Source organism: Variovorax boronicumulans, assembly GCF_009811375.1.
GTDB classification, from domain to species: domain Bacteria; phylum Pseudomonadota; class Gammaproteobacteria; order Burkholderiales; family Burkholderiaceae_C; genus Variovorax; species Variovorax boronicumulans.
In genome coordinates, this window is record NZ_BKDH01000006.1 from 205,883 (window position 1) to 221,532 (window position 15,650).

Genomic DNA, 15,650 nt, shown 5'->3' on the forward strand with positions numbered 1-15,650 from the left:
GAATTAAAAAGTTGTACGACCCATTTCCGGATCGCACGCCCATTCGTTAATACATTGGTTTAAAACCAATTCAAAAACCGGACAATTACTTGAGCGCGTCAAATGGATTGCCGCCACCCGCGCGCGGGGCGGGCGCGGCAGGTGCCGGGCGCGGCGCGGCGACCGGGGCGGGCCGTGCGGCGGCGACCGGGGTCGGCGCGGCGGACGATGACGACGAGGGCGCGGGTGCCGGGCTGGGGGCCGCGGCGCGGCGCGTGGGCGCCGGCCGGGCTTCGGGGCCGGCGGGCACCAGGACCGACAGGCCCAGGGTTTCGCGCAGCAGGGCGGCCAGGCGGTAGGCGTCGGCGTTGGCGTCGCCGCTCAGGCTGCTGTCCTTGCCCAGGTCCTCGATGGAGCGGGCCGCCAGGCGCAGGCCGCCCACGGCGGTGATGCTCTTGGCCTGCCGGCTGGAGGGGTCGCGGCGCAGCGACTCCTCGGCGGCCGAGATGGCCAGGCTGTAGCGGCCTTCGTTGAAGTAGATCTGCGCGATGCGCGACCACGGCTCACCGCGGGTCGGGTTGTCGGTGGCGAGCTGCTGGTACTGGCGGATGACGGGCGCCTTGTCGCCGGTGGCGGCTGCCGCGGCGGCATCGACCTCGGCCAGGCTCTTGTTGTAGGCCGCGGTGGCCTGGGCAACGGCCGCGTCCGGCGTGGTGGTACAGGCCGACAAAAAGACGGTGCTCGCAATGGCACCGGCAATCATCGTGCGCGACATGATTTTTCGAATCGACACATTCCCCCCTGATCTGACTTTTTAGCAGGCCGCAATCATTCATTAAATTGCGACCGTTGACAATAACAATACACGATACTACAGCCGCGTGGATGGCAAATGACGGGGGCGGATTAATGCTAATTTCCTAATCGAAAGTCATTTTCGAAATCGGTTAATCCTATTTGGTCCATCGAAATATTGTTACGACTCGCTTTTAATGAAAATATTAATTACATCTGGCGCGCTGCTGGCCGCGTTGATGCTCGGCGGGTGCAGCTCGCCGGCGCTCACGATCGCCAACATCGCGCTCGAGGCGAGCGGACTGAAGAAGCCCGAGCTGCCCGAGTCGCAAAAGCCCCCGCGCAAGGTGACGATGTCGATCGCCGCGGGCAAGAACCTCAACGCCGACGGCCGCAACCGCCCGCTGTCCGTGGTGATGCGCATCTACAAGCTGAAGGAAACGACGGGCTTCTACCAGTCGTCCTTCGACGCCTTCGTCACGCCGGGACGCGACAAGGCGCAGCTGGGCGACGACCTCGTCGAGAGCCGCGAGATCACGCTCATTCCCGACCAGCAATACACCTGGACCGAGATGGTTCCGCGCAGCGCCAACGCGGTGGCCGTGGTGGTGCTGTTCCACTCGCCCGATGCACAGCGCTGGCGCTTCGCCTTCAACGCCGCGGACGCCGAAAAAACCGGCATCGTGATGGGCGCGCATGCCTGCGCGCTCACCGTCACGACAGGCGCGGTGGTGGGCCAGCAGAACGCACAAGGCGCCGCCCCCACGGGCGCGCTCAACCTGTTGGGGCCGGTGACTTGCCGGCCCTCGCCCGCCTGAACTGCAGCGACGGCGGGCCTGTCCGAGTCGACACGACGATGCGATACATTCAAAAAAAATTGTGGGGAGTTGATCCGACGTGAGCTATGCAGCCAAGGTCCTCTGGGGAGAGGGCTTGTTTCTACGCCCCCAGCATTTCCAGCGCCAAGACGCGTACCACGAGGCGCGCCTGCGCGCCACGGCGCAGACGCTGCATCCGTACTTCTGGGGCGTGCGCTCCATCAGCTTCGACCTCGATGCGCTGGCCAGCGGCATGCTGCGCGCCTCGCAGCTGTCGCTGGTGTTCCCCGACGGCGAACCGTACGCGGCGCCGCAGGCCGATGCGCTGCCGCCGCCCATCTCGCTCGACACGCTGAGCCCGGGCCAGAACGAGATCACCTTCTACCTGGTGCTGCACCCGGTGAAGGAGCTCGGCAAGAACTACACCGACCCCAACGAAGAAGGCTTTGCCGCGCGCTACACCAGCGACGCGACGCAGTCGCTCGACCTGTACACCAACGCCGTGAGCGCCGAGGTGGTGTTCCTGCGCAAGAGCGTGAAGCTCCTGGCCGACACCGAGCCGCGCGAGCAGTTCGTGTCGATCCCCGTGATCCGCATCCGCCGCACCGCCGCGGGCGGCTTCGAGATCGACCGCAGCTTCGTGCCGCCGTGCACCAGCATCGACGCCTCGCCCACCGTGTTCCAGCAGCTGCGCCGGCTGCTCGACGTGCTGCAGGCCAAGGTCAATTCGCTGTACGGCATCCACCGCGAACCGAGCAAGAACATCATCGAGTTCCGCTCGGGCGACATCGCCTCGTTCTGGCTGCTGCACACGGCCAACTCGGCGTTCGCGTCGCTCTCGCACCTGTTCCATCACCCATCGCTGCACCCGGAGCGGCTGTTCCAGGAACTGCTGAGCCTGGCCGGCGCGCTGATGACGTTCGCCAAGACCTACTCGCTGAACGACCTGCCGGTGTACGACCACGAGAAGCCCGGCCCGGCCTTCGCCGAGCTCGACCGCATCGTGCGCGACCTGCTCGACACCGTCATCTCCACGCGCTACTTCGCCATTGCGCTCACCGAGACGCGCAACGCCTTCTACCTGGGGCGCCTCGATTCCGGAAAGATCGACGAGAAGACCGTGTTCTACATGTCGGTCACCGCCAGCATGCCGGCCGCCGAGCTGGCCGAGGTGGTGCCGCAGCGCTTCAAGATCGGCGCGCCCGAAGACGTCGACAAGCTGGTGCTCTCGGCCATGCCGGGCGTGCGCATCGTCTACGCGCCGCAGGTGCCGCCGGCCATCCCGATCCGCGCGGGCGCGTGCTACTTCTCCATCGACAGCAAGAGCCAGCTGTACGACCGCATGCTGCAGGCGCAAAGCGTCACCATCTATGCGCCGGCCGGCATCCCCGACATGCAACTCGAACTGATCGCCGTGACCGGCTGATCACCCGCCCGATCGTATGAACACCACCACCCTCAACAAGGCCCCTTCCCTGCTGGGTGCCGACGCGCCGCCCGCCTCGTTCACGCCGGCCGGCGTGGCGCCCGACGCCGATTCGAGCCTGCTCGACCTGCTGTACGACGGCTTCGTGATGCTGTTCCTTCTGAAGAAGAAGCAGCAGCCGGCCACCACCGAGCAGTTCCTCACGGGCATCCGCAACTACCTGGGCGAGTTCGAGCGCAACGCGCGCAAGCTCGACGCCACGGCCGAGCAAATCCACGCAGCCAAGTACGCGTTCTGCGCCACGGTCGACGAGTTCGTGCTCTCGGCGCCCGAGTTCGCCATCCGCTCCGAGTGGGAGCGCCGGCCGCTGCAGCTCACGCTGTTCGGCGACCAGCTGGCGGGCGAGAACTTCTTCAACATGCTCGAGGTCGAGCGGGCGCACGGCGCCGCGCGCATCCAGACGCTCGAGGTTTTCTACATGTGCCTGCTGCTGGGCTTCCAGGGCAAGTACGCCATCGACGGCACCGAGAAGCTGGCCTACCTCACGGCGCGCGTGGGCGACGAGATCGCCAACGCGCGCGGCAAGCGCACGCCCTTCGCGCCGCACTGGCCGCTGCCCGACCTCATCTCGCATTCGCTCAAGCGCGAGGCGCCGCAGTGGGTGGTGGCCGCGCTGTTCGCGCTCATCGGGCTGCTGGGCTTCATCGGCCTGTCGGCACACCTGGGCAGCACCACGCAGGGCGCGCTCGCGAGCTACCAGGACATCGTGAAGCTCGGCCCGCGCCAGGCCAACCTGACGATCTCGCTGCCATGACCACGGCCGCGACGAACCGCCTCGACCTCGCGGCCCTGCTGGCCCCGATCTCGGAGGCCAAGCCCTGCGGCGAGGACATGCTGTTCTCGCGCGAGTTCGACGCCATCCAGGAAGCGCGCAAGCACGACGACCCCTCGCTCGAACAGGGCGAATGGGTCATCGAGCTGAAGGAGGCCAACTGGCCCTTCGTGATTGCCGAGTGCGACAAGCTGCTGCGCGCGTCCACCAAGGATTTGCGACTGGGCGTGTGGCTCACCGACGCGCTGGCCAGCCAGCGCGGCTTCGAGGGACTGGCCGACGGCTACCGCCTGCTCAGCGGCCTGTGCCGCCAGTACTGGGACGAACTGCATCCGCAGCCCGAGGGCGGCGACATCGAGATGCGGATCGGCACCGTCACCTGGCTGATCTCGCGCTCGGTCGAGCTGCTGCAGCGCGCGCCCATCGTGAGCGACGGCCACACCGGCCACAGCGCGCTGGTCTGGGAGACCGCACTGGCGCTCGACCAGGCCATCCGCCGCACGCCGGCGCAGGCCGACGAGCTGCAGCGCAACAAGGTGACGCTCGAGCAGTTCGACCGCCTGCGCCGCGCCACGCCCGCGAAGTTCCTGCAGAAGACGCACCGTGACGTGCAGGCCTGCGAGCAGGCGCTGGCCGAGTTCGAGGCCGTGTTCGACGAACGCACCGCCTCCAACGGCCCGAGCTTTCGCGCCGCGAAGGACGCCGCCGCGGCCATCCGCCAGGCTGTCGAGCGCTTCGCGCGCGAGGCCGGCGTGCCGATCGACAACGGCGCGGCGCCGCAAGCCACCGCCGCTGCACCGGCCGCCAGCGCACCGGCTGCCCCGACCCGCATCGAACCCGTCTTCGACGCCGCCATGCCCCATTCATCTCCCAACTACCACGCGGCGGTGCATGTGCCCGCCGCGCTGCCACCCGGCATCCACAGCCGCGCGCAGGCCATCGCGCAGCTCAAGGAAGTGGCGGCGTATTTCGAGCAGACCGAGCCCTCGAGCCCGGCCGCCTACATGGCGAACAAGGCCGCGCGCTGGGCCGACATGCCGCTGCATGCGTGGCTGCGCAACGTGATCAAGAACGAGCAGGAGCTGGCCCAGCTGGTGGACCTGCTCGATCTGCCCAAGGGCGACGACGAGTCGCGTTGACTGCGCGCTGAGCGAAAGAAAAAAGGCCCGCGTTGCGGGCCTTTTTCTTTAGCGTCCGACCCGGAACTCGATGCGCCGGTTGCGCGAACGCCCCTCGTCCGTCGCATTGCTCGCCACCGGCTGGTCCGGGCCCACGCCCGAGGTCGTGAGCGTCATCGGGTCGATGCCCTTGCCCACCAGGTAGCCCTTGACCGATTCGGCACGCGACTGGCTCAGCGCCAGGTTCGACGTGCGGTTGCCGGCGTTGTCGGTGTGGCCCACCACCGCCACCGACTTGTTGGTGAGCTTCTGCAGGATCGGCGCCATCTCGTCGAGGATGGCGCGGCCCTTGCCCGTGAGCGTGGCGCTGCCCAGTTCGAACTCGATGGTGCGGTTGGCCAGCGCCTGGTCGACCGCGATCTGCTCCGACGCGGGCACGCGCAGGCTGTTCTTGATGGTGTAGGTCGGGTTGAGCGAATTCGCCATGTCGCTCACGATCTTCTGGCGCAGCGCCTCGTTGCCGACCTCGCCGCTGAGCGCCATCTGCGTGCCCTCGATCTGAAGCTGGCCGCGGTGGATGTCCTTGAGCGAGGGCGTGATCAGCCGCTGCACGTTGGCGCTCCAGTTGGCCGGCATGCTGACGGTGTTCACCACCTCGATCTTGTCGATCACGCCGCTGGGGCCGTACACGCGGCGCAGCGCCTCGATGACGGCGATGCGCGTGGCTTCATCGGGCACCTGCCCGCCGGCCACGACCGGCTCGCCCTTGCCGACGGCCGCGGGCGTGGTCTCGACGCGGGCGGCGGTGGCGCCCGCCGCGGGTGGTTGTTGGGGTTGCTGGGCCTGCACGGCCGGCACGAGCGCGAGCCCGCAGGCCATGGACAGCACGAGAACGCGCAAAGAACAATTCATGACCGTGTCATTCCCCGATGAAGACTTCGCGAAAGGCGGTGAGCACGATGTCCAGCGGCAGCTGCGGCTGGTCGAGGTAGCTCACCAGCTTGAACATCGCGTAGTTGCTGTGGATGGTGTCCTCGACCCACTCCGGGTTGTCGATGTCGATGTTGTGCTCGGTGTAGACCTGCGGATGCAGCACGCTTTGCAGGCTGCGCGGCGACAGGCCGTTGAAGCCGATCACCAGCCGAGAGCGGCCGTCGATCTCGGTGACCAGCAGCACCAGCTCGAAGTCGGCCTTGGCCAGGAACTGCGACACCATCTCGAGCCAGAAGGTGGCGATCAGCGAGCGGTCGACCGGGTCGCGCGGCAGCGGCAGCGTGAGCCCCTTTTCCAGGTGCGACACCGCGCTGGCCATCACCGGCTGCAGCAGCAAACCCAGCGCCAGGATGGCACGGCGCAGCGACACCTTGTGGCCGTCGAAGTTGAGCATCTGCTCGATGCGCAGCAGGCTGGTGTCGCGCGTGAACGCCGCATAGGTGGCGCGCGAGGCCGACTTCTTGAAGCCGGTCTCGATGGCCGGATCGATGGCCTCGAACTTCTTCAGCTCGTTGTCCAGGTCGGTGCCGGCCGCCAGCGACTGCACCTGCACCGCCATGCGGTCCCAGTAGGGGCCGATGAGCATCGGCGCGCCGCGCATGAAGTCGAGCGCCTCGTCCACGTCCACCGAAGTGGCCGCCAGGAACGGGTAGCGGCGCGACGACTCGTCGCGGCTGGGGCGCACGTGCCCCGCAATGGCGACGCGGCTGCGCGAGCCCAGGCACACGAAGTGCATCGGCGCGGCGTTGTCGTAGATCAGCTTCCAGCGCGGGTCTTCCGACAGCATCTCCATGGTCTGCGACAGCCAGTGGTCGAACACCTTGATGAGCTGCGGGTTGTACAGGCCCTTCACGAAGTCGCCGCGACCGGGCAACTTGCCGAAGTAGCACAGCTGTTGTGGCGCGCTCATTTGCCTGCTCCCCCTGCCTGCACCGGCGCCTGGGCCGGTGCCTGAACCGCTGCGGGTGCTGCTGCGCGCGGCACACCGATCTCCGCGACCGTCGACGGCAGCACCGTGCCGCGCAGGCCCTTGCCCTGCGGCGAATCGCCGCCCGAACCGGCCGACTGCGTGTTCTGGATCACGCGCAGCTTGACGGTCACGCTCGCGTTGTCGCGCGCCCAGGTGAGCTCGAAGCTGCCGTCGGGCAACTTGGTGCGCTGCGCCGTGCTGAGCAGGCGCTCCAGGCCGAAGTTGCCCGGCTCGTTGATCAGCTCGACCGTGCGCCCGTCGAAGGTGACGGCGGTGATCTTCGCGCCCGGCGTGCCCTGTGCGTTGGGCCAGACGAAGTTGGACCACTGCGGCGGCGTGTTGCGGTAGCGCAGCTGCTGGCCATCGATTTCCACCATGTACTCCGTCAGGCCCGACACGGGCTGCGGCAGGATCTGGAACAGCGTCTGCGGCTGCGCGCTGCCGCCGGCACCGGCTGCGGCACCGCCCGACAGCGGCGCCACCCACTGCGCGAAGCCGTTCACGAAGTCGGGGCTCAGCGTGAGGCCCTGGTCGCCCCAGGCGCGCGGCGACAGCAGGTCGCCGCGGCGGATCACCAGCGAGCCCAGCGTGGTCGTCACGAACTTGCCGATGGCGCCTTCAGGCCCGAAAAACTGCGCGATCTCCGCCGGCGAGGCCTCGATCTTCGCGCTCGCCGAGAACGGGTACTTGGTGGCCAGCGACTGCTGGAAGGGCTGGTGCACCTGCGCGCTCCAGATCTTGTTGACCTCCACCGCCGTCGGCTGCACCGTCACCGCGTAGGCCTGCAGCAGCGGCCGCACCAGCAGCGGGCGCAGCGCCTGGCGCTGTGCGGCGTCCATGCCGGTGAGCATCTGCTCGTCGACGTACTTGAGCGCGTCGGCCAGCTCGGAGCCGTTGCCTTCCAGCGTCTGCTGCATGAGCTGGCGCGCGCCCGGTCCGGGGTCGCCCTGGTTCTTGATCTGGTTGAAGCGCCCGCGCAACTTGGACAGCGTGCCCAGGTAGCCGCGCAGCAGCGAGGTGTTGTCGCGCTCGACCACCAGGCGCGCCACGCCCGCGAACTCGCGCCCGATCGGGCCCATCGGGATTTCGGTGGCGCCGCCGTTGAGGTCGACGTTCACGTTCACCTGCGACGGCGTGGCACGGCTGAAGAGGCGCTTGAACCAGTTGAAGGCCCCGGTGCGCGCCTGCTGCAGGCCGGCGTTGACCAGCGAGGGGTTGTCCCACGAGGTCTGGTCGTACACGGTGTCGAAGACCTTGCGGATCGGCGAGTTCTGCGGATCGCCCAGCTGGTTCATCGCCACCACGGCCTGTTCGAAGCTGCCCATGTCCTTCACCGCGATGCCCTGCAGGAAGCGCTGCCACTCCTTGGCGTACTCCAGCTTGTACATGGTGGCCAGCGTCTTGCGGATCTGCTCCGGGCTGCCTTCGAGCGTCAGGTCGTCGTTGCCGGCGACGTTGAGCACCCAGTCCTTGCTCGAGGTTTCCTTGTTCGCAGCGTCGCGGATCGCGTCGTCCACGTACTGCTGCCAGGCCTCGCGCGTGAACGCGCCCGAGATGGCGACGCTGCCGGCGAGGGTGCCTTCGGCTTCGGCGCCGCCGGCCGTGGCCCCGAGGATGCGCGCCACGGTCATCGGCGCGAAGCGCGTGGAGGCGCGCGCCTTGATCTCGGCGTACACGCGTTCGCGCGCCGGCATGCCGCGCACCACGCGGCGCAGGTTGTCGCGCGTCTGCTCGACCAGCGCCAGGTTGGTGTCGGCCAGTGCGGGCCAGTTGTCGTCGCCCACGCGGCGCAGGTAGAAGGTGATCATGCGCTCGGCATCGCGGATGACCGCCGCGCGCGGCATGTCGCCGCGGTTGCTCTCGAGCCAGCCGCGCCAGAAGCGCGAGATCTGGTCGGTGAGGTGCGCTGTTTCCACCTGCCGCTTGTCGGACAGCATGAGGTAGGTCTTGAGCGCGTTGTAGGCGTCCTGCACGTCGGCCGGCGAGGAGCCGGCATACAGGCCGCCGCCTTCCGGCGCTGCGGCGGGTGCCGTGGTGGTCGCGGCACCGGCGACCGGCAGCGGCGCGGGCGCCGTGCCGCCCGTCAGCGCGGCCACCGCGTCGGCGCGCTTCAGGCGGTCGGGGTGCGCGTTCACCTCGCGCAGGAAGGCCTGCAGGTTGTCCGACACCGGCGCGAGCATCAGTTGCTTCACGCCGCCGTAGTACTCGGCCACCAGCTTGTCTTCGAGCTGGTTGCCCTGGTACAGGCCCAGCGACAGCGACAGCGGCCGGTCGTTGCGGAATTTCTCGAGCTGCTCGATGCGGTCCTGCAGGATGCCCAGCGCCTCGAAGCGCGTGCGCAGGCCGTTGTCGCTGGCCTGCAGCTTGACCACCTTGTCCAGGTCGGCCTGCACGTTCTCCACCAGCTGGCGGTTGCCCAGGTACGACCAGGTCCAGCCGCCCAGCAGCAGGCCCAGCACCGCGACGAAGGCGAAGAAGCTCACGTAGCGCACGCGCGCCTTCACGGGGCTGGAGAACTGCCGCACCGTCTTCTTGTCGGCAAAGATCACCTTGGAGAACAGGTCGCGCAGGAAGAACCCGTTCTGCGAATAGATTTCCTTGGACTTGGTGGCCGCGTTGCTCAGCGTGAGACCGAAGCGCTTGGCGATGCGCTCGGTCGACAGGCTGCGCATCGTGCCTTCCTGCAAGGCGCTGGTGAAGTAGAAACCGCGGAACACCGGCTTGTGCTGGAACGGGTTGCTCTCGAACAGCGTGGCCAGGAAGGCGCGCAGCGCGGGCTTGATGGCCGCGAACTCGAGCGGGAAGATCAAGAGCTCAGGCGACGGGTCGCTGCTGCGGTGGTTCGCGAAGTGCGAGACGCTGATTTCCTTCAGGCCCATGTAGAGCTCGTCGAAGCGCTTGTCGAACAGCGCCACCGCGTCCTGCTTCTCGTCGCCGTCGTAGGGCAGCGAGGCGCCCCACACGCGGTCGCGCTCCATCTTGTCGCTGTCGCCGAAGAATTCCGCAAAGCCGGTGATCAGGTCGGCCTTGGTGAACATCACGTAGACCGGCGCGAACACCTCGAGCCGCTCGGTGAGTTCCTGCATGCGCTGGCGCAGGTTCTTCGCGAGTTGAATGGCGAAGTCGGGCCGGCTGCCGATCAGCTCGGGAATGCTGGCCGTGATGATGATGCCGTTGATGGGCGCCTTCGGCCGGTACTTCTTGAGCAGGTCGAGGAAGCCGAACCACTCCTTGCGGTCTTCCTGGTGAATCGAATAGCGCCCCGCCGTGTCGAGCACGATGCCTTCGGTGGTGAAGAACCAGTCGCAGTTGCGCGTGCCGCCGATGCCCTGGATCACCGCGTTGCCCTTGTCGGCGAACGGGAACTGCAGGCCCGAGTTCAGGATGGCGCTGCTCTTGCCCGCGGCCGGGTTGCCGATGACCATGTACCAGGGCAGCTCGTACAGCGCCTCGCTGCCCGACATCTGCCCGATCTTCGAGGTCTTGATGGTCTTGACCGCCTCGACCATGCGCCCGCGCAGCTCGTCGATCTCGGCCTTGCGCTCGGGGTCGCTGTCGCGCACGGCGGCATCGGCCTGGTCCTCGAGCATGTCGCCGAGCTTGCGGTTGGCCGCGCGCGTGCGCATGCGCCGCACGAACCACACCAGCAGCCACAACAGCAGCAGCACCACGAAGATGCCGACGGCCCAGATCGCGCCGACTTCGAGCGTCTGCGCCCCGAGCAGCAGGAACGCGCCGAGCGCGATGGCGCCGATCACCGACAAGGTGCGCGGATCGGCCAGGAAACTGAAGAATCGCCGCATAGAAGTTTCTGGAATCGGTCCTGTTTAAGTAGCGGGTGACGCGGGGCTCGCCGGGCCGGCCAGCAAGGCCGTCCGCGCGAGCGCGTCCTGCACGGAAATGGCGAGCACATGCCGTGCATCGCGCGCGGCCAGGTGGCACGCGAGCACGACGGCGCTCATGTCGGCCGCGGCCCCCAGGTGACCCAGGGTGGCGCAGACGGAGAGGTTGTTTTCGAAGGGCACGTGCGGCAGCCGCTCCTGCACAAGCTTGGCCACTTCGGTGACGCGGCTGGTGCGGTGGTCGGCGTCGCTCACGACCCAGTCGACCTGGGCGGTCTCGAGAGCCGACGTAGCCATCAGATGTTGGGCGAAGCGATCGAGCAGGCTGGCATCGGGCGTGCGTGCCGTGTCGGCCGAGGCCTCGCGCTGGCCGCTTGCGCTGCGCGACAGGCGCACGGCCTCGGCCGGTGCCAGCAGTGCATCGCCGGCGCGCACGAGCAGCAGGCCCGCGGCGGCTTCGCCGGGCACGCGGCCCTTGCGGCGCGTGGCGGTGTACAGCAGGCCGTCGGCCTCCCAGCGCGCGATGCTGGCTTCGGACACCGAGGAGTCGGCCGCCAGCGCGATCCACAGCGCGGGCCTTTGCTCGCGATGCAGCGACAGGCTGATGCGGTCGAGCAGCGCCATGCCGGACACGCCGTCTTCGCTCTTGAAGCAGTCGACGAGCCAACGCTGCGACGCATCGCCCTCGCGCACGCGCTGCTGCACCCACTGCGTGGCGATCGCGCGTTCGCTCTCGCTCCATGCGCCCGGCAACAGCAGCGAGAGGTTCAGCTGCGGCGCCGCCGCCGGCCCCGGGATGACGCCGCCGCTGGACACGAAGCGCCCGGGCGCACGCACCGCGAGCGCATCGCCCGCGTTGGCGATGGCTTCGGCCGCGGACGCCAGCAGCTCCTGCAGCACGTCGGACATCAGGTGGATGGCGCGCAGCCGGTCGTCGGGCAGCGCATCGACATCGAAAGATTCGCCGGCCGGTTGCAGGCTTTCACGCAAGTGCTCGCGCAGCTCGTTCTCGTCGATGCCATCGACGCGGCCCGCGATGACGGGGAAGCCTTCGCCATCACGCAGCTCCGGGACCAGCTCGGGCGTCTGCGCCTGGCCGATCGCGGTGGCCACCGTGTCGGCATCGCTGCCGCGCGGCGTGCGAAGGGCGAAGGCCAGCACGGCCATCTGCTGGCGCTCTTGCGAGGCTTCGGGTGCCGCGGCATTCGATGAGGCGGCGGCGCCTGCGACCACTGTCGCCCCGGCTGCGGGCAACGCAGCAGCGGGTGCGGCCGTGAAGATGCGACGCAGCACCACATAGAAGAGCATCAATGCCAGCGGCAGCACGACAAGGTAGAGCACGATGTCGCTCGTGCTCGGCATGCGCGCCGTGTACTGCCAGTAGACGATCACGAGCACCCACACCGTGATGAACACGGCGCAGGCCAAAAGAACGGGCTTGATCAGTCGCGACAGCATCCGGAGTTTTCGAACGCCTGGGTCACGCGAGGGCGATAGCGATGGCAGCGGCCCACGCGCTCGCGTGACCGCATGCCATGCCTGCAGCCGGAGAAGGGTGCACCGCCGTCATTCGGACGCGGAAGCGATCTGGCTCGACAACAGCCTGCAACCGCAGGCCGCCCGGTCGCCGTGGCGCGCCACGCGACGGCCATCGATCGACACGCAGTCGCTGCCCGTCACGATGGGGTTGATGCCATGGCCGGGCCGCGGGCACGACACCATGTCGCCGATGCGCGCCACACGCCGTTCATCGATGTGCGTGTTTTCGGACGCGGTGATCACGAAGCCACCGTGGTCGGTCTTGTCATGCAGAACGATCCACGGGCGGTCGTTGTCCGCCTCGGGTTGATCCTCACCCATTTGAACTCTCCCCCTTGATTGCCTCGTGGTGTGCCGGTGCGACAGATGTCGTCTCGGCATTCAGTTGCGTGACAATTTAAATCCCGGCTTGCGGTACTCCACGTGACCGTAATCCCTGAAGGACCATCGACCACCCCACACCAAGCCCACGGACTCGGCCGCTTCGCCATAGAGGCGATAGCCTTCCATGGCCCATGGATCTTTTTCAGAGATCACCAGCTTGCCATTGCGATAGAACGCGTTGTCTGCCGCAAGTCCATACTGATGATAGCTTTGATTGGCCTTCGCCATGGTCACTGTATTGCCCAATGCAGCGAGTTTGGCTTGTCGTTCGGGGCTGCGATAACCCTCGAGCAATGCGAGGTCGTAGCCGTGCTTTTCTTTCATGATCTTGTAGACGAGCAGCAAACGATTACGAAAGTCCACATCGAGAACAGCCCAGTCCCGACTGCCTTCTTTCGTGAGCGGACGAATCTGCTCGACCTCTGCAGTGGCAAACACCTCGGGCGGCAACGGCTGTGGCGGCACCAGCTGCTCGCCCTTGAGCAAGGCCTCGATCTTCGGATCGCTTGTGGCGGCCCAGTCGTCGAAGAACAGAACCCGGCCACTTCCGAAAGTCACACTTAACAACACCGGAACGATAAGCAGGCCCATGCCCGACAGCAACAAATAGCGATGCCTTACGGCAAAAGTACGCACCCCTGAGCCGCTGTCTCGCATCAACTGAAAACTTGCTTCGGACACAAAGCCGAGGCGGCGTCCTATTCCAATAAAAAAGAATGCAATAGCAGTAGAAATGGAGACCGTCGCTCGCAACACACGGTCACGAAAAGAAGGGAACAAGAAGATGGCAAGTGCTGCCACCATCAAGGCAAAATAACAAAAGAGAGTGAAGAAGATCAACGGTGTTCAATGAGAGCCACTCAATTGTATGAGTCGCATAAAAATTTGAACCCCATCGCACGCAGCACCTTGTTGCATCCCAATTGCGATATCGCGTTGATCACGCCACATAAAGCCGAGGGGAGAAATCACATGCCCGCAGCCAGCCGGACCACCCATCCATGATGGGCGCGTCAGACGCCCACAAGGATCGCCCGAGCCTGCTTGGTTCGAGCGCACCCACCGCAGCCACATCTACCGCCGCACCCGGAGGCGAATCCACGCGGGTGCTCGCACAGTTCGGTGGCCGCGAGAGCGGCGCGCGCTCCTTCTTCGCACGGCCCGGCGTGTGGGCTTCGCTCGCAGTGCTGCTCGGTGTGGCGGGTGCCACGACCTACCACCTTCAATCGAAGCGCGCGGATGCGGCAGCCACGACCGTGGCGGCAGCAACGCCTGCGCCGGTTGCAGCGCCTGTCGCCAAGGAACCACCGAAGCCCGACGCGCCCGTTGCAGCCGCGGCACCGGAGCCCACGCCCGCGCGCATCATCGAAGGCGACAGCACGCCGCCGCCGGCACCACAGCAGCAACAGCAACAACAACAGGCCTCCACGCCGTTCGCAGCCATCGGTGCGCAGCCCATGGCCGTACCGCCGGCCGCGAAGCCTGCGCGCGTTGCAGCGGCAACATCCCCCGCGAAGAAGACAGGCGCCGACAGCAAGGCCAGCGCCGTTGCTGCAAAGAAACCGGAGCGCATCGCGTCGGGCTCGAAGAAGCCCGTGCGCACGGCCGCGAACGGCAAGCCGGTCAAGACCGCTGCCAACACCAGCAAGGCAGCAAAGCCCGCCGCGCGTTCCGACCTCACGCAAACGGCGGCACGGCCGAAGGGACCCGATCCCGACACCGACCTGCTGACCGCGCTGCTCAAGCGCAGCAAGACCTCCGACCCCGCACCGTCGGCGCAGGCCCCTGCCGCAACGGCGGACTGCAAGCCGGGCGCACCTTGCAAGCCTTGAGCATCCGAACCTGAGCGAATTCCCGATGCCTTCCGCTGACCGCAGCGCCCTGTGGGCCGAGCTGAGCCAGACGGCGCGGCTGTATCGCCTTGAAGCGCCGAGTGCTGCTTCATCGTCTTCGTCCGCTGCGCGCGAAAGCATCGACGCCCTGCGCGTGGAGGGCTGGGTGCAGCGCGAAGCGGTGTCACAGCTGTTCGAGTTGCGCATCGTGTGCCTGAGCTTGCGCGCGGACCTGGCGCTGTCTTCGCTGATCGACCAGCCGCTGACGTTGGTCACTGTGCTGGCCGATGGCTCTGTGGGCCATCGCACCGGCCTGATCCGCGCCGTCGAGTCGCTCGGCTCCGATGGCGGCTTGGCCCGCTACCGCCTGACCTTGGTGCCCTGGCTCTGGCTGGCCACCCAGCAAGGGCGCAGCCAGGTCTTCCAGCAGCGCAGCGTGGCAGACATCATCGAGCGCGTGCTCGCGCCGTATGCGGATGCGGGCAGCTGGGCCTTCTCCTCCGAAGTGAACAGCTTCCTGGCCGACGCCCCCGTTCGCACCTACTGCACCCAGTACCGCGAGAGCGACTACGACTTCTTCTCACGCCTGCTGGCCGAAGAAGGCCTGGCCTGGCGCATCGAGGAAGACGCCCAGGCCCCGACCGGCCACAAGCTCGTCATCTTCTCGTCGAACGACGCCCAGCCCGCCGATGCAGGCTCGCCTGTTCGCTTTCACCGCAAAAGCTCGCAGGAGCGCAGCGACGCCGTGCAGGCGCTGGTGCGCCGCATGCGCCAGTCGGTGGCCCAGGTGCACCTGAGCGCCTGGAACGTCGACGGCAAACGCCAGCTCACAGGCAGCGCCCCCGCGCGCTTTCCGGTCGGCGGCAAGAACGCCCCGCGCCTGGAATACGACGACGTGCTCGGCCTGAACGACCGCAGCCGCGGCTGGGACACCAACCGCACCGTCGAGCGCTATGCCGCCTTGATGATGGAAGCGGCCGAATGCCGCGCCGACGTGATGCTGGGCCACAGCACCGTGCGCACCTTGCGCGCGGGCACGCGCCTCGAGATCGACGACGCGCCTGCACTCGGGCTGCAGGCCAAGCCGGCACTGCTGCTGGACACCGTCGAACACGTGGGCAT

Annotated in this window: 13 protein-coding genes; 6 read left to right on the top strand and 7 right to left on the bottom strand. The window is 67.2% G+C overall.

The features are described 5' to 3' along the window. Positions 1-85: 85 nt before the first annotated feature. The gene (locus VHAB30_RS29980) at positions 86-754 is read right to left on the bottom strand and encodes a tetratricopeptide repeat protein (RefSeq protein WP_159279611.1); all 669 of its coding nucleotides are present in this window, start codon (positions 752-754) and stop codon (positions 86-88) included. A gap of 217 nt (positions 755-971) precedes the next feature. Here VHAB30_RS29980 and tssJ point away from each other — a divergent pair, with 217 nt between their 5' ends. The 4 genes from tssJ (at position 972) to tssA (ending at position 4,989) form a co-directional block, all read left to right on the top strand. Beyond that, entirely contained in the window at positions 972-1,592 is a 621-nt protein-coding gene (tssJ, locus tag VHAB30_RS29985; protein WP_159279612.1) for a type VI secretion system lipoprotein TssJ, read from the top strand. Positions 1,593-1,671: 79 nt separating this feature from the next. After that, positions 1,672-3,018 carry a type VI secretion system baseplate subunit TssK gene (gene tssK / locus VHAB30_RS29990; protein WP_062481129.1) on the top strand — a complete coding sequence of 449 codons (1,347 nt, stop codon included), beginning with the start codon at positions 1,672-1,674 and terminating at the stop codon, positions 3,016-3,018. Positions 3,019-3,034: 16 nt separating this feature from the next. Continuing rightward, the gene (icmH, locus tag VHAB30_RS29995) at positions 3,035-3,832 is read left to right on the top strand and encodes a type IVB secretion system protein IcmH/DotU (RefSeq protein WP_062481127.1); all 798 of its coding nucleotides are present in this window, start codon (positions 3,035-3,037) and stop codon (positions 3,830-3,832) included. Beyond that, positions 3,829-4,989, top strand: a complete 1,161-nt coding sequence (gene tssA / locus VHAB30_RS30000; protein WP_159279613.1) for a type VI secretion system protein TssA — start codon at positions 3,829-3,831, stop codon at positions 4,987-4,989. The genes icmH and tssA overlap by 4 nt, the downstream gene beginning before the upstream one ends. A gap of 48 nt (positions 4,990-5,037) precedes the next feature. On the opposite strand, the gene VHAB30_RS30005 is transcribed toward tssA, so the two are convergent. From VHAB30_RS30005 to VHAB30_RS30030, 6 genes are all read right to left on the bottom strand, one after another. Continuing rightward, positions 5,038-5,880 (bottom strand): OmpA family protein, encoded by an 843-nt coding sequence (locus VHAB30_RS30005; protein WP_159279614.1) that lies wholly within the window; start codon positions 5,878-5,880, stop codon positions 5,038-5,040. 7 nt (positions 5,881-5,887) lie between these two features. Beyond that, positions 5,888-6,871 carry a type VI secretion system-associated protein TagF gene (gene tagF, locus VHAB30_RS30010; RefSeq protein ID WP_095950376.1) on the bottom strand — a complete coding sequence of 328 codons (984 nt, stop codon included), beginning with the start codon at positions 6,869-6,871 and terminating at the stop codon, positions 5,888-5,890. Then, the gene (tssM, locus tag VHAB30_RS30015) at positions 6,868-10,734 is read right to left on the bottom strand and encodes a type VI secretion system membrane subunit TssM (RefSeq protein ID WP_159279615.1); all 3,867 of its coding nucleotides are present in this window, start codon (positions 10,732-10,734) and stop codon (positions 6,868-6,870) included. The genes tagF and tssM overlap by 4 nt, the downstream gene beginning before the upstream one ends. 24 nt (positions 10,735-10,758) lie before the next feature. Continuing rightward, positions 10,759-12,231 (bottom strand): hypothetical protein, encoded by a 1,473-nt coding sequence (locus tag VHAB30_RS30020; RefSeq protein WP_159279616.1) that lies wholly within the window; start codon positions 12,229-12,231, stop codon positions 10,759-10,761. Positions 12,232-12,339: 108 nt separating this feature from the next. Further along, positions 12,340-12,633, bottom strand: a complete 294-nt coding sequence (locus VHAB30_RS30025) for a PAAR domain-containing protein (protein WP_062481115.1) — start codon at positions 12,631-12,633, stop codon at positions 12,340-12,342. A gap of 60 nt (positions 12,634-12,693) precedes the next feature. Next, complete coding sequence (locus tag VHAB30_RS30030) at positions 12,694-13,536, bottom strand: M15 family metallopeptidase (protein ID WP_370681903.1); 843 nt, start codon at positions 13,534-13,536, stop codon at positions 12,694-12,696. A 266-nt stretch (positions 13,537-13,802) separates the two neighbouring features. Here VHAB30_RS30030 and VHAB30_RS30035 point away from each other — a divergent pair, with 266 nt between their 5' ends. Next, positions 13,803-14,528, top strand: a complete 726-nt coding sequence (locus VHAB30_RS30035; protein ID WP_159279617.1) for a hypothetical protein — start codon at positions 13,803-13,805, stop codon at positions 14,526-14,528. Between the two features lie 25 nt (positions 14,529-14,553). Beyond that, positions 14,554-15,650, top strand: a 1,097-nt coding sequence (locus tag VHAB30_RS30040; protein ID WP_174250309.1) for a type VI secretion system Vgr family protein, incomplete at its 3' end; no start/stop codon positions are given.